Source organism: Bradyrhizobium sp. 1 (assembly GCF_023073315.1).
In the GTDB taxonomy this organism is placed as follows: domain Bacteria; phylum Pseudomonadota; class Alphaproteobacteria; order Rhizobiales; family Xanthobacteraceae; genus Bradyrhizobium.
Window position 1 is genome coordinate 1 of the sequence record NZ_JADPJH010000015.1, and the last position, 25,000, is coordinate 25,000.

Sequence of the window (25,000 nt, forward strand, 5' to 3'; positions counted from 1 at the left end):
CCCTCACCCCAACCCTCTCCCCGCAAGCGGGGCGAGGGAGCGCACCGCCAGACTCCACTTCGCCTCAAAACGTCCTAAAATCATCCGGGGAAGGGATCACCGACATCACATGACCTCGCCGACCGACGATCGATCGCCGAAAATGCCGCGCGGCTGGCTGCGCGCGACCGTTGTGTCGACGGTTGCGTTCGTTTTCGTCGGTGCGGCGGCGGGCTTCGTCGCGTTCCTCACGCAATTGCGCGGCGCCGAGATCGCGCCGGACCGCAAGGCGGACGGAATCGTGGTCCTGACCGGCGGCTCCTCGCGGGTGTCGGACGCAATGGAGCTTTTGGCGGCAGGCTACGGCAGGCGGCTCCTGATCTCCGGCGTGCATCCGACCTCGACGGCAAGCGACATCTCCCGGACCTTGCCGGAGAACCAGACCTTCATGACCTGCTGCGTCGACCTCGACCGCACCGCGCTCTCGACCCGCGGCAATGCGGCGGAGACGCGGCGATGGGCCGAGGGCCGCGGGTTCAAGTCGCTGATCGTGGTCACCTCGAACTATCACATGCCCCGCGCGCTGGTGGAATTCTCGCATGCAATGCCGGAGACCACGCTGATCCCGTTCGCGGTCGTCGGTGACAAATGGCGCGAAGAGCCGTGGTGGACCTCGGCCTCCACCTTGCGGCTGCTGTTGTCCGAATATGTCAAGTATATCGCGGCTGAACTCAGGGTGCGGCTGGAGGATTTCGGGATTGACCTTTCGCCCGAGATGTCGGAGCAGCCTGCAGGTCTGGCGCCGAAGCGGCCCGCCACCGCACAGGCCAATTGATCGGATCGTTGATGGCTTTGATTTTCCTGCGCTCGCTTGTGTTCAACGTGCTGTTCTACACCGTGCTGGTGTGCCTTGCGATCGTGGCGCTGCCGACCTTCGCATTGCCGCCGCGCGCGATGCTGACGGTCGCGCAATGGTGGGCCAAGGCGACGCTGGTCCTGATGCGCGTGGTCTGCAACATCAAGGTGGAATTCCGCGGTGTCGAGAAGATCCCGCAGGGACCGCTGGTGATCGTGGCAAAGCACCAGTCGTTCTGGGAGACCTTCGTGCTGCCGGGTTTCTTCGACCGCCCGATCTTCATCCTCAAGCGCCAGCTGATGCAGATCCCGGTGTTCGGCCAGTTCCTGGTCAAGACCGGGATGATCGCGATCGACCGCAACGCCGGCGTGAAGGCGCTCTTGGACATGACGCGGCGGGCGCGCGATGCGGTGCGCAGCGGAAAGCAACTCGTGATCTTTCCGGAAGGCACGCGCCGGGCGCCGGGCGCCGAGCCTGACTACAAGACCGGCTTTGCGCAGATCTATTCGACATGCGGCGTGCAGTGCCTGCCGATCGCGCTCAATTCCGGGCTGTTCTGGCCGCGCCGCACTTTCATGCGCTATCCCGGCACGCTGGTGGTCGAGTTCCTCGATCCGCTGCCGCCGGGCCTGCGAAAGGACGAGTTTCTCTCCCGTGTGCAAACCGCCATCGAAGACGCGACCGGCCGCCTCGTCGAAGCGGGCCGGAAGGAGCAGGAGCAGTTGATCGGCTCTGCGCCGAGCTACGCGCCTTTGGAAAGCTAGCGATTCTCTCGATCTTCTGCAGGAGCCGGCGCGTGCGCATCACCATGAAGCATGGTCGCGAGTTGATGCAGCTGCGTATCGCGAAAGCCCTCGGCCTCGATCGCTTTCACCGTAGCCGTCACGTAGTCGCGGTTGGCGCCCGACTGGCCGTGTCCCTGGAGCACATGGCGGTGCTGGTCGGCCAGCGACAGCCGGCCGGCATATTGCACGTGACCGCGGTCGACGACATAGGCGAGCGCGGAGACGCGCTCGCGCGCATCGTTCTCCAGCCACACCGAACGCATCACCTCGCGATAGACCGAGGTGACCTGCTCGCGCGCGCGCAAATAGGCGACGACACCGGCGCGATCCTTCTCGGCGACGCGGAAGGCGACGCCGCGGCAGGCGCCGCCGCGGTCGAGCCCGAGCACCAGGCCCGGCTTCTCCGGCGTGCCGCGATGGACGAAGGAATAGACGCAGAGCGCGCGATGCTCGCCAACCAGCCGCGCCGGGACGCGTTCGCTGAATTCGAAGCCCGGCCGCCACATCAGCGAGCCGTAGCCGAACACCCAGAGGTCGCCCTTGGCTGTGGTGACGGAGGGGAGGGTGATTTCGGACATTTCGGGCACGGCTACCAGAACCGCGCCCCCAAGCGAAGCGAATTCTCCGCCTTTCGGCGCGGCCGCACCTCGCTTACATTTGACAAAATCTGGGGGCAAAGGGTCGCCGCATGTCCGATATGACTGTTGCCGCAGGCCGGCGCTCCCGTTGGGGTCTTTTCATCGCCCCCATTATCGTCCTGATCCTCGCCGTCGCGTGGACCTGCTTCTGGTTCTATGCCGCGTCGCAGGCCGAAGTGGCCGCCGACGCCTGGCGGGCGCAGGAGGCCAAATCCGGCCGCATCTATGACTGCGCCAAGCGCTCGATCGCCGGCTTCCCGTTCCGCTTCGAGGTCCAGTGTTCCGGTGCCAGCGTCGCCCTGGTGTCGCAGAACGCGAGCAAGACGCCGTTCACGGCCAAGCTCGACAACATCCTGGTCATCGCCCAGGTCTACGATCCCAAGCTCGTCATCGCCGAATTCTCCGCGCCCGCGACGCTGACCGACGGCGTCACGCAAAACACTTTTGTGGTGAACTGGAGCAAGGGCCGCAGCAGCGTGGTCGGCCTGCCGGCGGTGCCGGATCGTGCCTCCATCGTGTTCGATGATCCCAGCGTCATCAGGCTCGACGGCGGCGTGCAGGTGCCGCTCGCGCGTGCAAAACAGGTCGAGCTGCATGGACGCCTCGCGGATGGATCGCCGTCCGATCACCCCGTGATCGAAACCGTGTTTCACGTCGCGCAGGGCAGCATCCAGGGCGTTCATCCCTTGCTCGCCGAGCCGTTCGAGGCTGACACGCGCGCGAAGGTCACCGGGCTCTCAGACCTCACGCCAAAGCCGTGGCCGCAGCGCTTCCGCGAGATCCAGGCCGCTGGTGGTCACATCGAGATCGTGCAGTCGCGCATTCAGCAAGGCGAGATGATCGCCGTCGCGGCCGGCACGCTCGGCCTTTCGGCCGATGGCCGTTTAGACGGCGAATTGCAGATGACGGTGACCGGCCTCGAGCGCGTGATCCCGGCGCTCGGCATCGAGAAGATGCTGGAAGAGGGCGTGCCGCAGGCGACGCTCGATCGTGTCGCGCCCGGCGTGAAGTCGAAGGACCTCAACAATCTGTTCGGCGCGCTCGACCGCGCCGTGCCCGGCCTCAGCAAGGTCATCAAGCAGAACGCCAATGCCGGCGTCGCCGCCGGCATCAATTCGATCGGCACCGAGAGCACGCTTGAAGGCAAGAAGGCCCGCAGCTTCCCGCTGAAGTTCGTTGACGGCGCGGTGCTGCTCGGCCCGGTCAAGGTTGGGCAGATCCCGCCGTTGTATTAGGTCGTGAACTCATGAACCTCATGAGCGGCCAGCTTGGTCCTCCTGACGCGTTCGAAGCTGTGAACAGATCGCTTCTGGTTGGCGCCAGTTTCGCAGCCTGCGAGGTCCACTCCGGCGTCGGGGCAGGAGTGCGTCAGCGGCGTCTGGACAGGTAGCGTTCTGCCGCCCTATTGAAGGCCAACTAGACGGCTTTAGGGTCGCGCCCAAATTATTGGGGGTTCGGGGGAAACAATGCACGCGTTGAACGGTCTCCTCGCAGCATCGCTGCTCGTCGCATCGCTTCAGACCGCAACCGCCAGGGATGGCGAACATTGGGTGGTGTCCTGGACGGGCGCCGTCCAGGGCCCATACCCCGTCGGCAATCCGTCTGCCCAGCCCGAACAGAAATTCGCGTTTCCCGAGCCCGCGGCCGGTGCGCGTGACCAGAGCTTTCGCCTGATCGTGCGGCCGGATATCTGGGGTCGTCAGGCCCGCATCCGGCTCAGCAACGCCTTCGGCACCAAACCCGTCACATTTGATGGCGTTTACGTCGGCCTGCAATCAGGCAGTGCCGCGTTGATCCGCGGCTCCAACACCCCGGTTACGTTCGCCGGCACGGCTTCCGTTACGGTGTCGCCGGGGAATTCAGTCTGGAGCGATGCGATCGCGTTGCCGTTTGCAAAGCGGCCTGACGACCTCTCCGGCCGCCGGCTTGCGGTCAGTTTTCATGTCGCCGGCCAGAGCGGTCCGATGACTTGGCACGCCAAAGCGCTGACCACCTCCTATGTCAGTGCGCCCGGCGCCGGCGCCAAGGGCGCCCTCGAAGACGAGGCTCCCTTCCCCTATGCGACCGCGTCGTGGTTCTTCCTCGATGCGATCGAGATGACTGCGCCTGCCGACGCCTTCGCCATCATCGCGTTTGGGGATTCGATTACCGACGGGACCGCCTCGACCATGAATGGCGACGATCGCTGGCCCAACGTGTTGTCGCGTCGCCTGAAGGCGGTCTACGGCAACAAGGTCGCTGTCGTGAATGGCGGCATCGGTGGTAACCAAGTCGCAGGCCCCGCCGAATACGGTCCCGACAAACCGTACGCGGGCGGCCCCGCTTCGGGCCAGCGGCTCGATCGCGACGTGCTCTCGCTATCCGGCATATCGAGCTTGATCTGGCTGGAAGGCATCAACGATTTCAGCAAGAACGGCAATTTCACGGTCGACCAGGTCATCGCCGCGATGAAGGACGGCGTCGCGAGGCTACGTGCGAAATGGCCGCAAGCCCGTATCATTGGCGCCACCGTCGTTTCGGCACTTGGCAGCACCAGCGCGGCACATGGTTTCCCCGAACAGGATGAGAAGCGCAAGGCGCTCAACGCATTCATCCGTACTTCAAGGACATTCGACGGTGTGGTCGATTTCGATCGCGCGACGCTCGATCCGACCTCAGGTGGCCTCAAGCCGGAGTTCGTCCCCGAAAGCACCACCGGCGGCGCCGGCGATAAGCTTCATCCCAACCGCACCGGATATCTGGCGATGGGACAGGCCATCGACCTCGATCTGTTCAAGCCGGGAAAAATTGGCCGCAGCGCGCAACAGTAGGATGAATTCAGAGCCACCTCTCTCCATTTGTCAGCCTTGGCTGTCGTAGCTCGCTCCATGCGGGTTACGAGCTGAACTCACGGCCTCTTCGCCGGATCGTGATTGTCCGCCGGGAATGCGGAGCCACGAACTCCGCTCTCTCTCCATGTAGGCCGCACGATGGATGATGCGGTCTGCCCAGGCAGGAGAGATATCATGACCAAGTCCAAGCTGTTCGTTGTCGCCGCCGTCGCCATCTCGGCCGCGCTCGCGACACCTGCGTTTGCGCAGTGGCAGTCGCAGGAGCCGGCTGCATACGCGGCTCAATATCCGAATGGCGATCCCAACCTCGCGAGCCCCAATCTTTCGAGCTCTATGACGCGGGGGACGATGGCGTTCGTCCCGTCGCCGAAATCGCCGCGTCCCACGGTGATGCGCGCGACCAAGGGCAAATAACCGCCGTCCACCGCTGGCGCGCCCGTGGAGTTGGGCCCGGTCATGCCCCGGCCGGGCCCGATGCGCGTTGCCTTGGCGTGACCTTGGATAATGGCGGCAATCGCGCACGCGGATCGGCAAGGCCGCAAAAATATTCCGAACATGATCGTCAGGAAAACGTGATGCAGAAGATGCACCTCGCCGAGAATAATCGCAGTCGCATTCAAGTCACTCCACACCAGGGAAGCATGCAGGCGCCGGGGACGGCGCGGCGAATCGAACCTGCTTCCCGAGTGGAGGGAGATTCAAGTGCGGATCATCAATTACGGACTGATGCTGGGCATGCTCGCTGCCAGTTCAGGGCAGGCGCGTGCCGACGACAATGTCACAACCGAAATCCAGGCGCTGAACGCCAAGCTGAAAGCGCTGCAGCAGCGCGTGGACCAGGAGGCGCGCAAGACACGGCAGGTTGAAGCGCAGGCGAAGGCTGTTCCAATGCCGGCAACCTACAAGGCGCTGCCTGTCGATCCCTGTGCGGCCGGCAAGGTCTGCTACAAGGGCATTACGCTGACATTCGGCGGCTGGGTCGACCTCACCGGCATCTACCGCTCGCGCAATCTCGCCTCCGATACCGGCTCGGTCTACAATTTCATCCCCTATCAGCAGAGCCGAAACTTCAACATTCCGGAAACGCGCTTCTCCGCACGCCAGAGCAGGTTTTCGGTGTTGGCCGAAGGCACTGTGAACGCCGACACGCATCTCGCCGGCTACGGCGAGATCGACTTCGAAGGCGCGGCGCAGACAGCGAGCTCGGTTGCCACCAATTCGTTCAATCCACGCATGCGGCAGCTCAGTCTCGAGGTCTACCGCAGCGATCTCGGTCTTCACGTCCTCGCCGGGCAATCCTGGTCGCTGAACGCACCGGGCAAGTCGGGCATCGATTCCCGCGGCGTCGATGCGCCCGGCGTGATCGACTTTGAATCCGTTCCCGGATTCATCGGCGCGCGCCAGCCCGGTGTGCGCGTTTGGCACGACATCGGACCCGAGTTCAAGCTGGCCGCGTCGGTCGAGAATGCGCAGACGGCGTTCTTCGGCGGCAACGTCCCAACGGTTGGCACGCCCGCTGTCGGACCGCAGGGCGTGCTCAATCCGAACCTCCAGGTCAATCTGACCGGGCCGGGCGGCAGCTTCTTCAACAGCCTCAACAATGTCAGCTTGAACCAGGTGCCTGATGTCACGGTGAAGGCGGCGTGGGACCCGCGGCTCGGGCCATACAAGTTGCACGTCGAAGCGTGGGGTCTCTATCGCCAGTTGTTCGATCGCTTCAACAATTCCAACCACACCTACGACACCGGGAGTTTCGGTGGCCACGTCTTTGCCGAGCTGATTCCGAAAACGCTCGACCTCCAGCTCTCTGGCTCGCGTGGCGTGCTCGGACGCTTCACGCAGACGCCGTTCCCCGACGCGGCGGTCGCGCAGGATGGCACCATTCTTCCGCTGACGATCACGGCGGCTACGGTCGGCCTGGTCTGGCACACGACGCCGAGCTTCGATGTCTACTCCTATGCGGGCCTGGAAAAAGCCAAAGCGAACTTCGCCAATGTCGGCACGGTCCCGTTCGGCTACGGCAATCCGCTCTACAACAACGCCGGCTGCGGCATCGAGAACTCGCCGGCGTCGACCTGCAACGGCAACACCAGGGAAGTCCGTCAGATCACGGCCGGGGTCTACGACACCATCTACCAAGGCAATTACGGCACGCTCAAAGCCGGTGTGCAGTATTCCTACACGCAGCGATTTGCGTTCGCCGGCGTCGGCGGTGCGCCGAAGACGGACGACAACATCGTCATGACGCAGATCCGTTACTATCCGTTCTAGCGGGATCGCGCAGCCCGGATTGCGCTGCGCTCGATCCGGGCTACGCAGCTTACGGCTTCTGGCCGAGCTGCCCATGCTGACGGCCGAAATCGGCCGCCGCCGAATCCTGGCCGATCTCGACGATGCCGCGGCGGATGGCGCGGGTGCGGGTGAAATGGTCGAACAGCGCCTCGCCGTCGCCGCGGCGGATCGCGCGGGTGAGTTTTGCGAGATCCTCGGTGAAGGTCCCGAGCATCTCCAGCACGGCCTCCTTATTGGCGAGGAAGACGTCGCGCCACATCGTCGGATCGGAGGCCGCGATGCGGGTGAAATCACGAAACCCGCCGGCGGAGAACTTGATGACTTCCGACTCCGTCACCTGCTGCAGCTCGTCGGCGGTGCCGACGATGGTGTAGGCGATCAGATGCGGCAGATGGCTGGTGATCGCGAGCACGAGATCATGATGATCCGGCGTCATCACCTCGACCTTGGCGCCCATCGCCGCCCAGAAGGCGCGCAGGCGATCGGTGGCGGCCGCATCGACGCCTTCCGGCGGCGTCAGGATGCACCAGCGATTGATGAAGAGCTCGGCGAAGCCGGAATCGGGGCCCGAATGCTCGGTGCCCGCCACGGGATGCGCCGGCACGAAATGAACATTCTTCGGCAGATGCGGCGCCATGTCCCTGACGATCGCGCCCTTGACCGAGCCGACGTCGGAGATGATTGCACCGGGCTTCAGATGATCAGCGACCTCCTGCGCCACCGGCCCGCAGGCGCCGACGGGAATGCAGAGGATGACGAGATCGGCATCCTTCACCGCTTCCGCATTGGTCGCCACGACCTGGTCGACGATGCCGAGCTCCATCACGCGCGCGCGGGTCTTCTCGGAGCGCGCGGTCGTGACGATCTCGCCAGCCAGGCCCTGGAGCTTCGCAGCGCGCGCGATCGAACCGCCGATCAGGCCGAAGCCGATCAGCGCGACGCGCCGGAAATGCGGTGCGGCGCTCATTTGCCGGCCACGAAGTCGCGCAGGCCGTCGACGACGAGGCGATTGGCCTCCTCGGTGCCGATGGTCATGCGCAGCGAATGCGGCAGGCCGTAATTCTTCAAGCCACGCAGCACCAAGCCGCGCTTGGTGAGGAACGCGTCGGCATCGTCCGAGGTCTTGCCCTTGTCGGTCGGGAAATGGATCAGCACGAAATTGCCGACGCTCGGCGTGACCTTGAGGCCGAGCTTGGTGATCTCCTCGGTCAGCCAATTGCGCCAGGTTTCCGTGAACTGCTTCGACATCGCCTGGTGCGCGGTGTCCTCGATCGCGGCGACCGCGGCGTACATCGCCGGTGTCGACACGTTGAACGGACCGCGAATGCGGTTGACGGCGTCGATGATGTGCTCGGGGCCGAACATCCAGCCGATGCGCAGCGCGGCGAGGCCGTGGATCTTGGAGAAGGTGTGCGTCACCACCGTATTCTCCGTGGTGGCGACCAGCTCGATTCCCATCTCGTAATCGTTCCGCGAGACATAGTCGGCGTAGGCGGCATCCAGCACCAGCAGCACGTGCGAGGGCAGGCCGGCGCGCAGGCGCTTGACCTCGTCGAACGGGATATAAGTGCCGGTCGGATTGTTGGGATTGGCGAGCCAGACCAGCTTGGTGCGCGGCGTCACTGCCTTCAGGATCGTGTCGACGTCCGCGGTCAGGTCCTTCTCGGCGGCAATCACGTTCTTCGCGCCGACCGCCATGGTCGCGATCGGGTAAACCAGGAAGCCGTGGGTGGTCGAGATCGCCTCGTCGCCATGGCTGAGATAGGTGTGGGCGAGCAAATTGAGGATCTCGTCCGAGCCGGCGCCGCAGATGATGCGGTTGGGGTCGAGCCCGAAAGAACGGCCGATCGCTTCGCGCAGCACGCGCGAGGTGCCTTCCGGATAGTCTTCCAGATGATCAGCCACGTTCTTGAACGCCTCGATCGCCTTGGGCGAGGGGCCGAACGGGGTCTCGTTGGCCGAGAGCTTGAACACCTTGCGGCCCGGCTCGGCGACCGGGCTCTTGCCGGGCGTGTAGGGCGCAATATCGAGAATGCCGGGGTTCGGCACGGGGCGGGACATCTTCAACTCCGGAAGTGGCTTTAAGCGGTACGCGATTTACGATTTCGGCCCGATCGGAGGCACCGTATAGCGCGTTGCGTGGCTGCCGACGAGGGCCGTGGAGCGCACCGAGGCGCCCGCTTCGATCAGGGCAGCCTTGATTTTGTCGATGCTGCTCGCGCTCGTGACCGAGACCAGCAGCGCCGCACCGTCGAAGGCGGCATCTGGCACCGCCACGATTTCGGCGAGCGGCGACAGAGCGCGCGCGATCTCGGCATTCCATCCTGATACGCGCACGCTGAAGGTCTCGACCTCCGTCACGAGCGCGCTGTCGGCGACGCGCGAGACCGCGAACACGGGCAGCGCGGCCGGATGGTCGGCACGCTCCACGAAGGGCAGCCGCGCGATGATTTTTGGCGCACCGGGCGCTTCCAGCTCCAGCCACCACGGCGTGCGGCTCGAGGTCGCCGAGACCAGCGCCAGGTCGCCCTTGGATTTCGCCACCGCCTCGACCGCCGCCTGCGCGCTGAAATGCGCGACGTAGGGCACGGTGAAACCAAAATGGAAGCGCGCGGAATCGCGCATCGCCGGCTCGCTCACCGAGATGTCGGCATGCACGGAGAACGGCGCCTGGACATAGGTGAACGTGGAGATGATGACGCGCCAGATGCTCTCGACCGTGTCGAGCGGCAGGATGCCGCGATGGCGCTGCACGAGGTCCCGCATCATGGCGGCCTCGCGCGCCGGGCGGAACGCCGAGCCGACCTCCTGCGTCTGCTTCACCTGGATCAGGCGGTCGATGATGTCGCCGCGCTGCATCAAGAGGCGGTGCATGCCCTCGTCGATCGCGTCGATCTCCTTGCGCAATTCCTGGAGCGATGGTGGCGCGGGCGGTCGTTGGGACATATCTGACTGGAACTGCTGAGAGGCTGCGCGGAATGTCCTGATTAGGCAGTCAGGGCGGCGAAAGCAAAGAGAAATCACCGCCTTTTCGGCAGGCCGGACAGAGACAAATCCGGTCCATCCGGGCCGCGACTTGACGAAAACCGCCCAAGACAGTAAGTTTTGCCTGTTCCGTGGTCATTTGAGCCGGCCGGCTTGCAGCCACGTTAAAAAACTCGCTAAACAGGCCGGGGACGTTTTCGATCCCGGCCGAACCTATTGTTCAGGCCGGGTTTTTTATGGCCTGATGTCACTGCGATCTGAAGTCCGATCGCAAATGAGGTCGATGGTCAGATGGTTGGTGTCAAGTCTGTACCGAGTCCCGCGATCAGTGCCGACGACCGGTCGCATGAGGTGGATCATCCGAGTTCGCAAGTCGCGCAGTTCGGCGCCGAGCAGCCGCTGCGCCTCGATTGCGGCATCGATCTCTCTCCATTCCAGATCGCCTATCAGACCTATGGCGAGCTCAACGCCGATCGCTCCAATGCGGTCCTGATCTGCCATGCGCTGACCGGCGACCAGCACGTCGCCAATGAGCACCCCGTCACCGGCAAGTCCGGCTGGTGGGACACGCTGGTCGGTCCTGGCCGGCCGCTTGATCCCCGGCACTACTTCATCATCTGCGCCAACGTGATCGGCGGCTGCATGGGCTCGACCGGCCCGGCCTCGATCAATCCCGCGACCGGCAAGGTGTGGGGGTTGGATTTTCCCGTCATCACCATTCCCGACATGGTGCGCGCGCAGGCGATGCTGATTGACCGGCTCGGCATCGACACGCTGTTTGCGGTCGTCGGCGGTTCGATGGGCGGCATGCAGGTGCTGCAATGGACCGCGGCCTATCCCAAGCGCGTCTACTCCGCGCTGGCGATTGCCTGTTCGACGCGGCACTCGGCGCAGAACATCGCCTTCCACGAGCTCGGCCGCCAGGCCGTGATGGCCGATCCCGACTGGCACAATGGCGCCTACGCCGATCAGGGCATCCATCCGCATCGCGGCCTCGCGGTCGCGCGCATGGCCGCGCACATCACCTATCTGTCGGACGCCGCGCTGCACCGAAAATTCGGCCGGCGCATGCAGGACCGCGAGTTGCCGACCTTCTCGTTCGATGCCGACTTCCAGGTCGAGTCCTATCTGCGCTACCAGGGCTCGTCCTTTGTCGAACGCTTCGACGCCAACTCCTATCTCTATCTGACCCGCGCGATGGACTATTTTGACATCGCCGCTGACCACGGCGGCGCGCTCGCAAAGGCATTCGCGGACATCCAGACCCGGTTCTGCGTCGTCTCCTTCACCAGCGACTGGCTGTTCCCGACTTCGGAATCGCGAGCGCTGGTGCATGCGCTGAACGCGTCGAGTGCGCGGGTGTCGTTCGCCGAGATCGAGACCGATCGCGGCCATGACGCCTTCCTGCTCGACGTGCCCGAATTCCTCGACATCTCCCGCGCTTTCCTGCAATCGGCAGGCAAGGCGCGCGGGCTTACCGGCAAGAACGACTGACAAGGACGGCTAGCGATGTCTGTACAGGAAGTGCTGCCGCTTAACGGCCTCGCCAAGGAGCAATCAGGCCAATTCCGCGCCGACCATCTGCTGGTTGCCGAGATGGTCAAGCCCGGATCGAAAGTGCTCGATGTCGGCTGCGGCGACGGCGATCTGCTTCAGCTGCTGGAAACACGCGGCGTCGACGGCCGCGGCATCGAGCTGTCGCGCGAGGGCGTCAACCGCTGCGTCGCCAAGGGCCTCGCGGTGGTGCAGGGCGATGCCGACACCGACCTCGTGAATTATCCCGACGACGCCTTCGATTACGTGATCCTGTCGCAGACGCTGCAGGCGACGCGGCAGCCGAAGGTGGTTTTGGAAAATCTGCTGCGCATCGGCCGCCGTGCCATCGTCTCGTTCCCGAATTTCGGCTTCTGGCGGATGCGGCTCCAGCTCCTGATCGGCGGCCACATGCCGCGCACCGACAATCTGCCGGCGACCTGGTACGACACCGCCAATATCCATTTCTGCACCATCAAGGATTTCGTCGAGCTCTGCGACACCATCGGCGTCAAGATGGAGCGCGCCGAGGCGCTCGACCTCTACGGCCGTCCGCTGCGGCTGCGATTGCCGTGGTGGGTGTGGAACATGTTCGGCGAGCAGGGCGTGTTTTTGCTCACGCGCGGCGGCGGGAAGTAGTTTCTCGTCATTGCGAGCAGCGAAGCAATCCAGAGTCTTTCCTCGGAGGCAGTCTGGATTGCTTCGTCGCAAGAGCTCCTCGCAATGACGGAGTGTGTGGCGACGGCTTCGCCCTAATGCGCCGCCAGCGACCGTGGATCCCGCACCGGCCACCGCCCCGCCTCCACCAGCGTCACGAACCGCTCCACACTCTCGTTGAACAACGCGGGCTCTTCGAGATTGAGCACGTGGCCCGACTTCGGAAACATCGCGAGCCCCGCCGCGGGCAGGTGCTTCTTCAGGAACAGGCTGGCCCCGACGCACGGATCATCCTCATCGCCGCAAATGATCAGCGCTGGCGTTGCGGCCTTCTTGATCGCCTCCGTTAGTGTGTAGATCGATGGGCGCCCGCCCTGGAAGCCGCGCATCGTGTTGGCCGAGCCCTTGGCGTCGTGCCGCGCCAGCGCGGCGTAGAAATCGGCGTGGCCGCGCGGGTCCTTCACCAGGAACGGAATCCGGCTTGGGGCCTCACGCGTGACTTTTGCAACTTCAGCAGAGCCTAGCGTCTCGAACTGCTCCGCATTGGCGCGGCACTGCTTGCGCCATGCGTCCAGGTTCTCGAGCTCCGAGCCGGAGCCAACGCCTGCCAGCGTCATCGACAGCGCGCGCTCTGGCGCATTCAATCCGATCTGGAGCGACGAATAGGCGCCCATCGAGAGACCAACGAGATGCGCGCGCTCGATCCCGAGATGATCGAGCACCGCGAGTGCGTCGGTGTAGAAGTGCTTGTAGGTGTAGACCTCGCCTGCGGGCACATCCGACGGCGTGTAGCCGCGCGCGGAATAGGTGATGCAGCGATGGCCGCGCGAGAAGTAGCGCATCTGCGGCTCCCAATTGGTGGTGTCGGCCGCGAACTCGTGCAGAAAAATGATCGGCGTTCCCTGACCCGCTTCCTCGAAATAGATGCGGACATCGTCCCTGGTCGTGGCATGGGGCATTAACTGTTTCCCTCTCTTCAAGCCGCCTTTGCAGAATTGCAGTTAATGTTGTTGTCCGCAATGCGGCAGCATCGGGCGAGCATCGGCGCAAAATCATCGCAGCTATTCGCGGGCGCTACGTCTTTTTCTCGCCACATCGGACGGCTTAACGGCCTGATCGATGTCGGCCGCGCACGGGCCGATCGGGAAGTGGGGTGTCAACGAAGGATGAAGAATGTTTGAGTTGTTTGCGTCTCGCCTGTCGCGTTGTGTTGTCGCGCTGGCGGTTTTCTTCGCGGCGGTCGCCGCGGTTTCGTCTCCGGCCTCAGCGCGGCCGCATCATCGTCATAGCGCGGAGCGGCACGCTTACGTGCATCACGCCAGACATCATCATTACCGGCATCATACACGCAGCTCGCGCTTCGAGCGCAGCGCGGCGCAATTGCAGGCGAGCGGTTTTGCCGAAACCCAGGCCAGCTACAATCCGAACGCCAATGCGGGCATGAGCGGTAGCGGTGGAATGGCCAATAACGCTGTGAACAGCGGCGGCTTCGGCGGTGGCTCCGGCCTCGTCTCCGAGGCGCGCCGCTATGTCGGCGGCAATCCGACCGGGCGCGGCAGCCTGTGGTGCGCGCGCTTCATGAACATGGTGCTTGAGAAAACCGGCCACCGTGGCACCGGCTCCGACATGGCGAACTCGTTCGCGCATTACGGCACGCGTGTCTCCGGGCCGCAGGTCGGCGCCATCGCAGTGATGTCGCGCGGCGGTCGGGGCGGTCATGTCGGCATCATCACCGGCATCGACGCGCAGGGCAATCCGATCATGATCTCCGGCAACAACGGCAATCGCGTCCGCGAGGCGCCGATCTCGCGCGGTCGGATCTATGCGTATGTGATGCCGAATTGACGGGTGGTGCGTAGGGTGGGTTAGCGAAGCGTAACCCACCATGCTTCCACAGTTGCGGGACGAAGTTGGTGGGTTACGCCTTGCGACTGCGCTTCGCGCGGCCGCAAAGCTAACCCACCCTACGACGACGGCAACTCACACCAATCGCGGCTCTTCCACCGCGATCGCATCCCCCACGCCGATCTCGCCGTCGGCAATCACCTCGGCATAGATGCCGCAATCCATGTGGCCGAGGTTGCGCGACAGCGTCGGTGGTATCTCGAGATCGCGCTTTGCCGTCACCGGATCCACATTTGTGGCCGGGCAGCGGACGATGCGCTTGACCACTTTCAGCCGGGCCTGCCCGATCACGAGGATCTGGCCGACGAGATCGAGCTCGGACCAGGCCGGCCAGCCCTTCACATAGAGATTGCCGCGGAAGCGCAGAGGATGCACCGCGGTCCCGCCAAGCATGGTCTCGATGGCGCGAACGCTGTCGAGATTGATGATGGACACGACCTTGCGGGCGACGTCGGAAAAGCTGTGGTCGCGGCCGGACAGGACTTTGGGCGGGCCCTTCAGCTCCGGCTGAAAGTTCTCCGTAAAGTAACCCTCGATGGCGGCGCGCCCGGCAGCGGTCTCGAGATCGCCGCTGGCGACGATCTCGCCGTCCCTGCGGATGATCAGGCGATTGGTCGCGTCCTCGAACCGGCTGTCGAGGGTGGCGAGCCGTTCATTGCGCGCCAGCATCAGGAATTGAATTTTCGGCTTCCACTCGGGCGCATCAGGATCGAAGCCGCTCGGGCCGTTCTCGATGGCGTAGCGGCGATCGGCGGGCAGGGTCTGGCCGGCCCGCAAGGGAACGCGGGGCAGGGGCTCGGGCGTCAGCCCCTTGACGGGATAGCGGTAGAGGCTGGTGATCTCGGCGGTCTGGCTGGCTGTCATGCCGTTACTTAGGGGATTCGACCACGACCCGCCAAGCGGCCGGATCAGCGCACGAAATTGTGAACTCGCCTCTTCCGATCCGAAGGCGCCCTTCCCACATTTGGATCAGGCCGGCGCCAGCGCCGCCTGATAACGACCGTTACCGGTTGAGAAACGTCAATGCGGTATTCGGAAACCCAATGAAGATGCCGTTTGGAGTGCCTTAGAGGGCTCCAGGGGCAGGCCGAGGGAAAGAAAAGACCATGAATATCGACAAATATACCGAACGCTCCAGGGGCTTCGTCCAGTCCGCACAGTCGCTCGCGGTGCGCGAGGGGCACCAGCAGTTTTCCACCCTGCACGTCCTGAAAGTCCTTCTGGACGATAATGAAGGCTTGGCTTCCGGTCTGATCGACCGTGCCGGCGGCAATTCCCGCGCAATCCTGAAGGCGACCGAGGACGCCCTCAACAAGGTGCCCAAGGTCTCTGGCGGCGGTGCCGGCCAGATTTATCTCGCGCCCGAGCTCGCCCGTACCTTCGACGCGGCTGAGAAGGCCGGCGAGAAGGCCGGCGACAGCTTTGTCACCGTCGAGCGGCTGCTGCTCGGCCTGACGCTGGAGAAGACCAGCGAGGCCGGCGCGATCCTCGCCAAGGGCGGCGTCACCCCGCAGAATCTCAACGCTGCGATCGAGGCGCTGCGCAAGGGCCGCACCGCGGATTCCGCGACGGCCGAGAACGCCTATGACGCGCTGAAGAAATATGCCCGCGACCTGACCCAGGCGGCGCGGGACGGCAAGCTCGACCCGGTCATCGGCCGCGACGAGGAGATCCGCCGCACGATTCAAGTGCTCTCGCGCCGGACCAAGAACAATCCCGTCCTGATCGGCGAGCCCGGCGTCGGCAAGACCGCCATCGCCGAAGGCCTCGCGTTGCGCATCGTCAACGGCGACGTGCCCGAGAGCCTCCAGGACAAGAAGCTGCTGTCGCTCGACCTCGGCTCGCTGATTGCGGGTGCGAAATATCGCGGGGAGTTCGAGGAGCGGCTGAAGGCCGTGCTCCAGGAAGTGACCGCGAGCGAGGGCAACTTCGTCCTGTTCATCGACGAGATGCACACGCTGATCGGCGCCGGCAAAGGCGACGGTGCGATGGACGCCTCCAATTTGCTCAAGCCCGCGCTTGCGCGCGGCGAGCTGCACTGTATCGGCGCGACCACGCTCGACGAGTATCGGAAGCATGTCGAGAAGGATGCGGCGCTAGCGCGGCGTTTCCAGCCGATCTTCGTCAGCGAGCCCTCGGTCGAGGACACGATCTCGATCCTGCGCGGCCTGAAGGACAAGTACGAGCAGCACCATGGCGTGCGGATCACCGATTCCGCGCTCGTGGCGGCGACGACGCTGTCCAACCGCTACATCACCGATCGCTTCCTGCCCGACAAGGCGATCGACCTCATGGACGAGGCCGCCGCGCGGCTGAAGATGCAGGTCGATTCCAAGCCGGAAGAGCTGGACTCGCTCGACCGTGAGATCATCCGGCTCAAGATCGAGCAGGAGGCGCTCAAGAAGGAAAGCGACCTTGGCTCCAAGTCCCGTCTCGAGACGCTCCAGAAGGAGCTGGCCGAGCTCGAGGAGAAATCCGCGGCGCTGACGGCACGCTGGAGCGCGGAGAAGAACAAGCTCTCCGACGCCCAGAAGTTGAAATCCGAGCTGGACGCCCTGCGCGTCGATCTGGCCGACGCGCAGCGGCGCGGCGAATTCCAGAAGGCCGGCGAGCTGGCCTATGGCCGGATCCCGCAGCTCGAGAGGCAGCTCGCCGACATCGAAGCCAAGGAGAACTCCGGCGAGATGATGGAGGAGGCTGTGACCGCCAACCACATCGCGCAGGTGGTCTCGCGCTGGACCGGCGTGCCCGTCGACAAGATGCTGGAGGGCGAAAAAGAGAAGCTCCTGAAGATGGAGGAGCAGCTCGGAAAGCGCGTCGTCGGCCAGGCCGAGGCGGTGCGTGCGGTCGCAACCGCCGTGCGCCGCTCGCGTGCGGGCCTGCAGGACCCGAACCGGCCGACCGGCTCGTTCATGTTCTTAGGCCCGACCGGCGTCGGCAAGACCGAGCTGACCAAGGCGCTCGCCGAGTATCTGTTCAACGACGAGACCGCGATGGTCCGCCTCGACATGTCCGAGTACATGGAGAAGCACTCGGTCTCGCGGCTGATCGGCGCGCCTCCGGGCTATGTCGGTTATGACGAGGGCGGCGCGCTGACCGAAGCGGTGCGGCGCCGGCCCTATCAGGTGGTGCTGTTCGACGAGATCGAGAAGGCGCATCCCGACGTCTTCAACGTGCTGTTGCAGGTGCTCGACGACGGCCGCCTGACCGACGGCCAGGGCCGTACCGTCGACTTCCGCAACACCCTGATCATCATGACCTCGAACCTCGGTTCGGAGTATCTGGTAAATCAGCCGGAGGGCGAAGACACCTCGGCCGTGCGCGAGCAGGTGATGGGCATGGTGCGCGGGCATTTCCGCCCCGAGTTCCTCAATCGCGTCGACGAGATCATCCTGTTCCACCGCTTGCAGCGGAGCGAGATGGGCCGGATCGTCGAGATCCAGTTCGCGCGGCTGCAGAAGCTGCTGACCGATCGCAAGATCGTGCTGACGCTCGATGCCGCCGGCCGCGACTGGCTCGCTGCCAAGGGCTGGGATCCCGCCTACGGCGCAAGGCCGTTGAAGCGCGTGGTCCAGCGTTACGTCCAGGATCCGCTCGCCGAGATGATCCTGGCCGGCGACGTCAGGGACGGCGATGCCGTTGCGATCTCGTCTGAAGGCAACGTGCTGACCTTCAATGGCAAGGCGGCGCAAACCGCGGAGATCGCCCAGTTCGAAGCGCCGGTGTCGAAGCGCAAGCTGAACTGACCGCTCGCACTCGCCGCTAAACAAAATCGCCCCGGAGAGGTCATCCTCTCCGGGCGAATTATTTTTCGCCGGGTGCGGCTCGCTTGAGCAAGCCCGCTACTTCTTCACCACCTTGTAAATCGCGTTCTCGATGTCCGAGCTGAAGTAGACGACGCCGGAGGCGCCGATGGCGATGCCCGTCGGAATATGCGTCGGCAGGCCGCCAGGCGCGCCGACAAGTCCGATCGGAAGATTGGCCGCGATCTCGGTGATCTTGCCGTCAGGCGCGATCTCGATCAGCCGCTTCGCGCCCACTTCTGCCACGATCAGCTTGCCGTCGCTGCCGCGTGCCAAGCCCTCGGGCATTTTCAGGTCCTTGGCGATCACGGTCTTTTCGCCGTTCTTGTCGACCTTGGAGACCAGTCCTGCAAAGGCTTCGGTGACATAGACCTCGCCGCTCGACCCGCCGACGAGTCCGATCGGGCCTTCGAGCCCGCCGATCAGCGTGGTGCGATCCTTGCCGTGCTCGCCGCTGACGCGGACCAGCGATTTGGTGCCGAGCTCGGCCACCAAAATGCTGCCGTCCTCGAGCACGATGGCGTCATGCGGCGCCTTGAAGCCGTGCAGCATGTCGCGCGTCGCGCCGGTCTTGCCGTCGATCACCTGCACCGTGCCGGTGAACCAGCTCGACAGGATCACGTCGTTGCCCTTCGCGGTTGCGCTCATCGGATATTCGAGCGTGACGCCGTCAGCGTGCATGCGCGCCTTCTCGGTGACCTCGCCGGTCGCGCCGTCCACCGTGCGATAGGCGAAAACATCGGCGACGTGGATCGTATCCTTGCCATTCTCCGAGGTGACGCCGATGCCGCCGGGCAAAGCGAGCTTGCCGATGATGATCTGCCGGGCCTGGCCGGTCGCGGGATCGACCTCCTGGATGCCGTTGTCGGCCATGTTGGAAACGTAGATGCGGTCGTTGTCGTCGATCGCGAGGTTGTCCAGCGACGGCTTCAACTGTGCGACGACGGTCTTGGCGCCCGATTTGGGATCGACCCGAACGAGCTGGCCGAGCGCGGTGTCGACCACCCAGAGATTGCCCTTGGAATCGAAGTTCACCGCGGCCGGCACCTTGAAGCCGTCGGCGACAAGGGTCAGCTCGGCCTTGTCGACGTCGATTTTTGCGACCTGTCCCTTGAACCAGAGCGGACCATAGAGCTTGTCGTCGGAACCGAACTCGAAGCCGTTGAGGCCGCCCATCTTCTCCATGATCTGGCGAGGCGGTTTGACGCCCTCGACGTCGATCTCATAGAGCGTGTCGCCGAGGAAAACGGTCGAGGCGTAGAGCCTGCCATCCTTGCGGAAGGCGAGCGAATTGATGCCGGGAAGGCCGGTGGCGAGCTTCTTGATCGGGCCGTCGCCCTTGCGCGAATAAAGATCGCCCGCCAGGAAGCCGGTCCAGGCCATGGTGCCGTCGGGCGCGAATGCGATGTCGTCGGCCATTCCGATCGGAGCGGGGATTGCAACCTTGGCGGTACCGCCCGAAATGTCGACCTCGTAGAGCATTGCTCCAGCGACGCTGCCGGCGAAGAGATGGCCTGCCTTGTCGATGGCGAGCCCGTGCACGCCATGGAACGCCGAGCCGGGGACGAGTTTCGTGACCTCCCAGTTCTGGGCCGATGCGCTTGTGATGGAGAAAACCGCAGCAAGCAGGGCCGCGCAGGCGAGCCTGTTCTTCATGGCGAGACCTCCCATTTTTGGGAAAGTATTCGCCCGTCATGGGACTTTGGCAAACGAAACTTGAAATTGTGGCGCAGTGAAATGACGTCGCACTACGACGTCGGTTTCAGCCTAGGTTTCCTGGAAATGTCCGGTTGATTTCGGCCGGTCACGAAATCAGCGGTTGGTGACCTGCAACGGCCCGCCTGTAGCGTCCGACATACGGGCGATGGCGCCGCCCCGGCCGCTCATCATGCCGTCGAGCCGGTCGCGCTCCTTCTCGAAGCCCGTCATCACCGTGCCTTCCAGCGAGCGGCCGCGCGGCAATTTCACGCGCAGCGGATCGACGAAGCGGCCGTTGACCAGGATTTCGTAGTGGACGTGCGGGCCTGTCGACTGGCCGGTCGAACCGACAAAGCCGATCACCTGACCCTGTCGGACCTTTTTGCCCGGCTCCATGCCCTTGGCGAAGGCCGACATGTGGCCATAGGCGGTCTCGTAGCCGTTATTGTGCTTGATACGGATATATTTTCCGTACCCGCCTTCGAGCTGGGCCTTTTCGATCACGCCGTTGCCGGCGGAGAAGATCGGCGTGCCGTAGGCGGTGGCCCAGTCGACGCCGGTGTGCATCTTCACGAAACCGAGAATTGGATGGCGGCGGCCGCCGAAACCGGAGCGCATGATCGCGCTGTTGACGGGCTTGCGCACCAGGAACTTCTTCGCGCTCTTGCCGGTCTCGTCATAGTAGTCGACGACCCCGTCGTCGGGACTCTGATAGCGATAGTATTTCTTGGTTTCGCCGCCGACGGTGAGCGAAGCGAACAGCACGTCGTTCTTTTCGCTCGAGGTCACGCCCTCTTCTTCGCCGGCGTAGAACACGTCGAATGAATCGCCCGGCGCCACCTTGCGCTGGAAATCGACGTCGTAGGAGTAGATCTTGATCATGTCCTCGATGACGGGCATCGGCACTTTGTTGCGCATCGCCGTCTCGTAGATGCTCTGGTAGAGCCGGACGCCGGTGCCGTCATCTTCGTCATCGTCGTCGCTGCTGGCGTTTGCCGTGGCATCCGCGACGGTGTTCATGCTGGAGACGTCGACCGCGACGTATTTGCCGAGATCGGACAGCGCCGCGATCGCCTCGACCATGGTCTCGTTGGCGACGACGACGCGGTAAGGTTGCAAGCGGGCGCCGGGACTTGCGGGCGCCATCAGGATGCGGAGCTTCTCGCCTTCCTTCAGGCCGCCGTCGCGGCCGCGCGGACCGAGCGTTGCGGTGATCGCCTTGATTTCCTCGGCGGTGGCGCCGAGATCGCGCAGGACGGCGCCGACGCTGTCGCCCTTCTTGACCACGTGAACGCGTTCGCCGTTCGGATTGCCGCCGGTGATCTGTTCCTTGGTCTTCGGCAGCAGCGTGACGTTTTCAGGCACCACGCGCGTCTCGAAGCCGGCATAGGGATCGGACGGCGACGCTTCGCTGGCGTAGGCGCTTCTGATGTCGGACGGGCCGGTCGCGCCGGAAATGTCGGCGGTCGCATTGGCGAGCGAGGCGTAGCGTACCCCGCCATTGCCGCGCCAGTTGGCGGCATCGCGCACCCGCATCAGGATGTCGTCGAGCGCCACCACCGCGGAAATCTTGGCCTTCGGCAGCACCGGCGACAGGTCCCTGGTGACGAAGGAGACCTCGGCGTCGGGCTCGACGGCTTCCGGATTGTTCGGGTCTTCCGATGCGGCCTTCGGATCGGAGCCGACGTCGGTGAGAAGGCGCTGGGCGTTGAACGGCGGGATCTTTGCCGACAGATCGCTCGTCGTCATCGACAGATTGCCGGCGATCCGGACGAACGGGCGCACGCGCATCACGTCGCGGTTGCCGACGCGGGCGACCGTCGAGACGCGCACGATGTTGCGCGAAGCGGAGGATTCGTTCGGTGGCGGCAGGCGGTCGCTCTTGTGCAGCGTGGCGGCGCGATCAGCCGCGCCGAATGCGCCGCGCAGCGCACCTTCGACGCGTTCCGGCACCTTTGCGAAGGTCATTTCGCCGTCGAGAGATGCGAAAACGGCGCCGCCGATGAGGGCTGCGCCGCAGAGTCCGGTCAGGATTGTGCCGCTGAACCATTGCACCGAGACGCGACGGCGATCGATGACGGCGGCTTCCGAACCGTCGACGGACAGCGGCGGCTCGTGGCCGAGATCGATGATCCCGGTCTCACGCCCGTAAGCGCCGCGTGATGTCCTGTGGTTCAACCCAAGTCCCCCAATCAACGACCCAAGAGGTCCATAACAGCCAAGCCCATAACAGCCCGGTTTCGAGCCCCTCCCTGGCCGCCCTCTTCGAGGGGCATCGCAGGAAATGGGCAAGCCGCATAGGCGTCCGCGGTCAGAAGGCCCTGATGACGGGCCGGCCGAAATTACGAACAGCTAAGCGGAAAAAGATCTCTCGATGTCTTTCGAATGTCTGAAGAAGGCCGCTTCATCGCTACGATCGCCTTCCACTGACCCCACGTAAATCGCTGGCAGCCCCCACTGGCATCCCCGCGATTCAAGCTTGTCTCTTATCAGAACGCCGGGGGATTGTGGCTCAAGTACGGCGCCCAATACGGAAAAGTTTCCTGAACGGCCGGGCGCTCGGGGCCCATCATGCCGGGGGCGGGAGCTCGGCCTGGCTCAGGGGTGGAGCCCGGCCTAACCTGGGGGTGGAGCTCGGTCTGGCTTGGGATGAGCTCCGCCTGCCTGGGTGCAGGGACGCACCTGGAAGAGCCAAGGGGGCGGGCGCCGGGGTCCGCCCGGGGAGGGCGCCCCAAGCCGCTTCCGGAGCCCCTCCCGAGCCCCCCGGGACGCGAACTTTTTTTGAGATTTTTTGGGGGGCAGGCTCGATCCGCGCGTTGGCTCCCCCTCTAATACATTGTAATCGCTACAATTTTTCAGATCATCCACCGTGCGACGATTTGTTGACAATGGTCGTTGACAACTCCGATGGGTGGGGCCTATAAACCGGCCACTGAGCGCGGCGCCGCCGGGTCACTGACCAAGGCGAGCGAACGCGCCACTGATGCTCCTCACTTCGTTGAGTGCACAACAGCCGACACAAATCGGTTGGAGTTCATTCATCGCCAGTAAGGGTGTCGGAACCCTTCCACTCTGGAAGGTTGGGGCCTCCTAGGTCCCGGGCTGTTTGACAAGTGAAGATGAAGAAAGAGAAACGTGGACGGCGGAGTCCTTGCGGGTCTCGCATTTGAAAAGCTTCGGCTTTTTGGATCGGGACCGGACGAAAGACTTCGGCGGTACACGTTTCAAAGGTACACCATCGTTGCCAGCGATGTGAATCGCGGGCAGCACATCGGCTTCGGTCGATGAAAAAATGGTGGGACCTCGTCAAACGTTGTGATCAGCCGGTTCAAAGTTCAAGTCCAACTTGAGAGTTTGATCCTGGCTCAGAGCGAACGCTGGCGGCAGGCTTAACACATGCAAGTCGAGCGGGCGTAGCAATACGTCAGCGGCAGACGGGTGAGTAACGCGTGGGAACATACCTCTTGGTTCGGAACAACACAGGGAAACTTGTGCTAATACCGGATAAGCCCTTACGGGGAAAGATTTATCGCCGAGAGATTGGCCCGCGTCTGATTAGCTAGTTGGTAGGGTAACGGCCTACCAAGGCGACGATCAGTAGCTGGTCTGAGAGGATGATCAGCCACATTGGGACTGAGACACGGCCCAAACTCCTACGGGAGGCAGCAGTGGGGAATATTGGACAATGGGGGCAACCCTGATCCAGCCATGCCGCGTGAGTGATGAAGGCCCTAGGGTTGTAAAGCTCTTTTGTGCGGGAAGATAATGACGGTACCGCAAGAATAAGCCCCGGCTAACTTCGTGCCAGCAGCCGCGGTAATACGAAGGGGGCTAGCGTTGCTCGGAATCACTGGGCGTAAAGGGTGCGTAGGCGGGTCTTTAAGTCAGGGGTGAAATCCTGGAGCTCAACTCCAGAACTGCCTTTGATACTGAAGATCTTGAGTTCGGGAGAGGTGAGTGGAACTGCGAGTGTAGAGGTGAAATTCGTAGATATTCGCAAGAACACCAGTGGCGAAGGCGGCTCACTGGCCCGATACTGACGCTGAGGCACGAAAGCGTGGGGAGCAAACAGGATTAGATACCCTGGTAGTCCACGCCGTAAACGATGAATGCCAGCCGTTAGTGGGTTTACTCACTAGTGGCGCAGCTAACGCTTTAAGCATTCCGCCTGGGGAGTACGGTCGCAAGATTAAAACTCAAAGGAATTGACGGGGGCCCGCACAAGCGGTGGAGCATGTGGTTTAATTCGACGCAACGCGCAGAACCTTACCAGCCCTTGACATGTCCAGGACCGGTCGCAGAGATGTGACCTTCTCTTCGGAGCCTGGAACACAGGTGCTGCATGGCTGTCGTCAGCTCGTGTCGTGAGATGTTGGGTTAAGTCCCGCAACGAGCGCAACCCCCGTCCTTAGTTGCTACCATTTAGTTGAGCACTCTAAGGAGACTGCCGGTGATAAGCCGCGAGGAAGGTGGGGATGACGTCAAGTCCTCATGGCCCTTACGGGCTGGGCTACACACGTGCTACAATGGCGGTGACAATGGGACGCTAAGGGGCAACCCTTCGCAAATCTCAAAAAGCCGTCTCAGTTCGGATTGGGCTCTGCAACTCGAGCCCATGAAGTTGGAATCGCTAGTAATCGTGGATCAGCACGCCACGGTGAATACGTTCCCGGGCCTTGTACACACCGCCCGTCACACCATGGGAGTTGGTTTTACCTGAAGACGGTGCGCTAACCAGCAATGGAGGCAGCCGGCCACGGTAGGGTCAGCGACTGGGGTGAAGTCGTAACAAGGTAGCCGTAGGGGAACCTGCGGCTGGATCACCTCCTTTCTAAGGATGATCCTTCAGCGAGCTTCGGCTCACTATCGGATCGTTTTAGAAACATCAGTGGCCAACGGTCGTCAGGATCGTTGAGCTGCATTGGCGGGATTTCGCCGTCTACGTTTCTCTTTCTTCGCGGACGAACACGCGCTGGGTCTGCATGTTTGCAGGATCCCGGTCCTTAACAGGATATGCGTTAGGGGCTTGTAGCTCAGT

General features: G+C 63.5%; 18 protein-coding genes, 1 tRNA gene, 1 rRNA gene and 1 riboswitch (1 of these 21 cut by a window edge). Of the genes, 12 read left to right on the forward strand and 8 right to left on the reverse strand.

Going from position 1 to position 25,000, the window contains the following annotated elements:
- Positions 1-109: 109 nt before the first annotated feature.
- On the forward strand, positions 110-814 hold the full coding sequence (locus IVB29_RS11720; protein ID WP_247503536.1) for a YdcF family protein: 705 nt from the start codon (positions 110-112) through the stop codon (positions 812-814).
- A gap of 11 nt (positions 815-825) precedes the next feature.
- Entirely contained in the window at positions 826-1,599 is a 774-nt protein-coding gene (locus tag IVB29_RS11725) for a lysophospholipid acyltransferase family protein (RefSeq protein ID WP_247503537.1), read from the forward strand.
- On the opposite strand, the gene IVB29_RS11730 is transcribed toward IVB29_RS11725, so the two are convergent.
- Complete coding sequence (locus tag IVB29_RS11730; RefSeq protein ID WP_247503538.1) at positions 1,596-2,198, reverse strand: gamma-glutamylcyclotransferase; 603 nt, start codon at positions 2,196-2,198, stop codon at positions 1,596-1,598. The two genes, IVB29_RS11725 and IVB29_RS11730, sit on opposite strands and share 4 nt — an antisense overlap.
- A 110-nt stretch (positions 2,199-2,308) precedes the next feature.
- Here IVB29_RS11730 and IVB29_RS11735 point away from each other — a divergent pair, with 110 nt between their 5' ends.
- The 4 genes from IVB29_RS11735 (at position 2,309) to IVB29_RS11750 (ending at position 7,360) form a co-directional block, all read left to right on the forward strand.
- On the forward strand, positions 2,309-3,493 hold the full coding sequence (locus tag IVB29_RS11735; RefSeq protein ID WP_247503539.1) for a DUF2125 domain-containing protein: 1,185 nt from the start codon (positions 2,309-2,311) through the stop codon (positions 3,491-3,493).
- Positions 3,494-3,724: 231 nt separating this feature from the next.
- The gene (locus IVB29_RS11740) at positions 3,725-5,068 is read left to right on the forward strand and encodes a GDSL-type esterase/lipase family protein (RefSeq protein ID WP_247503540.1); all 1,344 of its coding nucleotides are present in this window, start codon (positions 3,725-3,727) and stop codon (positions 5,066-5,068) included.
- A 195-nt stretch (positions 5,069-5,263) separates the two neighbouring features.
- Positions 5,264-5,503 (forward strand): hypothetical protein, encoded by a 240-nt coding sequence (locus IVB29_RS11745; protein WP_247503541.1) that lies wholly within the window; start codon positions 5,264-5,266, stop codon positions 5,501-5,503.
- A 288-nt stretch (positions 5,504-5,791) separates the two neighbouring features.
- Entirely contained in the window at positions 5,792-7,360 is a 1,569-nt protein-coding gene (locus IVB29_RS11750) for a hypothetical protein (protein ID WP_247503542.1), read from the forward strand.
- Between the two features lie 49 nt (positions 7,361-7,409).
- Here IVB29_RS11750 and IVB29_RS11755 read toward each other — a convergent pair whose 3' ends face one another.
- Genes IVB29_RS11755 through IVB29_RS11765 form a run of 3 tightly spaced genes read right to left on the reverse strand, consistent with a single transcriptional unit; the run spans position 7,410 to position 10,327 of the window.
- Complete coding sequence (locus IVB29_RS11755) at positions 7,410-8,348, reverse strand: prephenate/arogenate dehydrogenase family protein (RefSeq protein ID WP_247503543.1); 939 nt, start codon at positions 8,346-8,348, stop codon at positions 7,410-7,412.
- Complete coding sequence (gene hisC, locus IVB29_RS11760) at positions 8,345-9,442, reverse strand: histidinol-phosphate transaminase (RefSeq protein WP_247503544.1); 1,098 nt, start codon at positions 9,440-9,442, stop codon at positions 8,345-8,347. The genes IVB29_RS11755 and hisC overlap by 4 nt, the downstream gene beginning before the upstream one ends.
- 36 nt (positions 9,443-9,478) lie before the next feature.
- Positions 9,479-10,327 (reverse strand): chorismate mutase, encoded by an 849-nt coding sequence (locus IVB29_RS11765; RefSeq protein WP_247503545.1) that lies wholly within the window; start codon positions 10,325-10,327, stop codon positions 9,479-9,481.
- A gap of 160 nt (positions 10,328-10,487) precedes the next feature.
- Positions 10,488-10,567, forward strand: a riboswitch (SAM riboswitch).
- 90 nt (positions 10,568-10,657) lie between these two features.
- Here IVB29_RS11765 and IVB29_RS11770 point away from each other — a divergent pair.
- Both IVB29_RS11770 and metW read left to right on the forward strand, forming a co-directional pair.
- On the forward strand, positions 10,658-11,860 hold the full coding sequence (locus IVB29_RS11770; protein WP_247503546.1) for a homoserine O-acetyltransferase: 1,203 nt from the start codon (positions 10,658-10,660) through the stop codon (positions 11,858-11,860).
- A 15-nt stretch (positions 11,861-11,875) separates the two neighbouring features.
- Entirely contained in the window at positions 11,876-12,538 is a 663-nt protein-coding gene (metW, locus tag IVB29_RS11775) for a methionine biosynthesis protein MetW (protein WP_247503547.1), read from the forward strand.
- Between the two features lie 113 nt (positions 12,539-12,651).
- Here the strand turns inward: metW and IVB29_RS11780 are convergent, their stop codons facing one another.
- Positions 12,652-13,515, reverse strand: a complete 864-nt coding sequence (locus IVB29_RS11780; RefSeq protein WP_247503548.1) for an alpha/beta hydrolase — start codon at positions 13,513-13,515, stop codon at positions 12,652-12,654.
- Between the two features lie 214 nt (positions 13,516-13,729).
- Here IVB29_RS11780 and IVB29_RS11785 point away from each other — a divergent pair, with 214 nt between their 5' ends.
- On the forward strand, positions 13,730-14,401 hold the full coding sequence (locus IVB29_RS11785) for a TIGR02594 family protein (protein ID WP_247503549.1): 672 nt from the start codon (positions 13,730-13,732) through the stop codon (positions 14,399-14,401).
- A 135-nt stretch (positions 14,402-14,536) separates the two neighbouring features.
- Here IVB29_RS11785 and IVB29_RS11790 read toward each other — a convergent pair whose 3' ends face one another.
- The gene (locus tag IVB29_RS11790) at positions 14,537-15,325 is read right to left on the reverse strand and encodes an MOSC domain-containing protein (RefSeq protein ID WP_247503550.1); all 789 of its coding nucleotides are present in this window, start codon (positions 15,323-15,325) and stop codon (positions 14,537-14,539) included.
- A 242-nt stretch (positions 15,326-15,567) separates the two neighbouring features.
- Between IVB29_RS11790 and clpB the strand changes: the two genes are divergently transcribed.
- On the forward strand, positions 15,568-18,207 hold the full coding sequence (clpB, locus tag IVB29_RS11795) for an ATP-dependent chaperone ClpB (RefSeq protein ID WP_247503551.1): 2,640 nt from the start codon (positions 15,568-15,570) through the stop codon (positions 18,205-18,207).
- A gap of 96 nt (positions 18,208-18,303) precedes the next feature.
- Here clpB and IVB29_RS11800 read toward each other — a convergent pair whose 3' ends face one another.
- Together IVB29_RS11800 and IVB29_RS11805 are read right to left on the reverse strand one after the other, a co-directional pair.
- Positions 18,304-19,920, reverse strand: coding sequence for a hypothetical protein (locus tag IVB29_RS11800; protein ID WP_247503552.1), 1,617 nt, complete (start codon positions 19,918-19,920; stop codon positions 18,304-18,306).
- A 156-nt stretch (positions 19,921-20,076) separates the two neighbouring features.
- On the reverse strand, positions 20,077-22,140 hold the full coding sequence (locus IVB29_RS11805) for a M23 family metallopeptidase (RefSeq protein ID WP_247503553.1): 2,064 nt from the start codon (positions 22,138-22,140) through the stop codon (positions 20,077-20,079).
- 1,164 nt (positions 22,141-23,304) lie between these two features.
- Between IVB29_RS11805 and IVB29_RS11810 the strand changes: the two genes are divergently transcribed.
- Positions 23,305-24,793, forward strand: a 16S ribosomal RNA gene (locus IVB29_RS11810).
- Positions 24,794-24,984: 191 nt separating this feature from the next.
- Positions 24,985-25,000, forward strand: a tRNA-Ile gene (locus tag IVB29_RS11815) (it continues 61 nt past the right edge of the window).

What these genes read in the sequence shown, in the direction of transcription:
- IVB29_RS11785 (WP_247503549.1), top strand. Translation starts at nt 13,730, where the DNA reads ATGTTTGAGTTGTTTGCGTCTCGCCTGTCGCGTTGTGTTGTCGCGCTG.
- IVB29_RS11770 (WP_247503546.1), top strand. Translation starts at nt 10,658, where the DNA reads ATGGTTGGTGTCAAGTCTGTACCGAGTCCCGCGATCAGTGCCGACGAC.
- IVB29_RS11725 (WP_247503537.1), top strand. Translation starts at nt 826, where the DNA reads ATGGCTTTGATTTTCCTGCGCTCGCTTGTGTTCAACGTGCTGTTCTAC.
- clpB (WP_247503551.1), top strand. Translation starts at nt 15,568, where the DNA reads ATGAATATCGACAAATATACCGAACGCTCCAGGGGCTTCGTCCAGTCC.
- IVB29_RS11735 (WP_247503539.1), top strand. Translation starts at nt 2,309, where the DNA reads ATGTCCGATATGACTGTTGCCGCAGGCCGGCGCTCCCGTTGGGGTCTT.
- IVB29_RS11730 (WP_247503538.1), bottom strand. Translation starts at nt 2,198, where the DNA reads ATGTCCGAAATCACCCTCCCCTCCGTCACCACAGCCAAGGGCGACCTC.
- IVB29_RS11745 (WP_247503541.1), top strand. Translation starts at nt 5,264, where the DNA reads ATGACCAAGTCCAAGCTGTTCGTTGTCGCCGCCGTCGCCATCTCGGCC.
- hisC (WP_247503544.1), bottom strand. Translation starts at nt 9,442, where the DNA reads ATGTCCCGCCCCGTGCCGAACCCCGGCATTCTCGATATTGCGCCCTAC.
- IVB29_RS11790 (WP_247503550.1), bottom strand. Translation starts at nt 15,325, where the DNA reads ATGACAGCCAGCCAGACCGCCGAGATCACCAGCCTCTACCGCTATCCC.
- IVB29_RS11740 (WP_247503540.1), top strand. Translation starts at nt 3,725, where the DNA reads ATGCACGCGTTGAACGGTCTCCTCGCAGCATCGCTGCTCGTCGCATCG.
- IVB29_RS11720 (WP_247503536.1), top strand. Translation starts at nt 110, where the DNA reads ATGACCTCGCCGACCGACGATCGATCGCCGAAAATGCCGCGCGGCTGG.
- IVB29_RS11755 (WP_247503543.1), bottom strand. Translation starts at nt 8,348, where the DNA reads ATGAGCGCCGCACCGCATTTCCGGCGCGTCGCGCTGATCGGCTTCGGC.
- IVB29_RS11780 (WP_247503548.1), bottom strand. Translation starts at nt 13,515, where the DNA reads ATGCCCCATGCCACGACCAGGGACGATGTCCGCATCTATTTCGAGGAA.
- IVB29_RS11800 (WP_247503552.1), bottom strand. Translation starts at nt 19,920, where the DNA reads ATGAAGAACAGGCTCGCCTGCGCGGCCCTGCTTGCTGCGGTTTTCTCC.
- IVB29_RS11765 (WP_247503545.1), bottom strand. Translation starts at nt 10,327, where the DNA reads ATGTCCCAACGACCGCCCGCGCCACCATCGCTCCAGGAATTGCGCAAG.
- metW (WP_247503547.1), top strand. Translation starts at nt 11,876, where the DNA reads ATGTCTGTACAGGAAGTGCTGCCGCTTAACGGCCTCGCCAAGGAGCAA.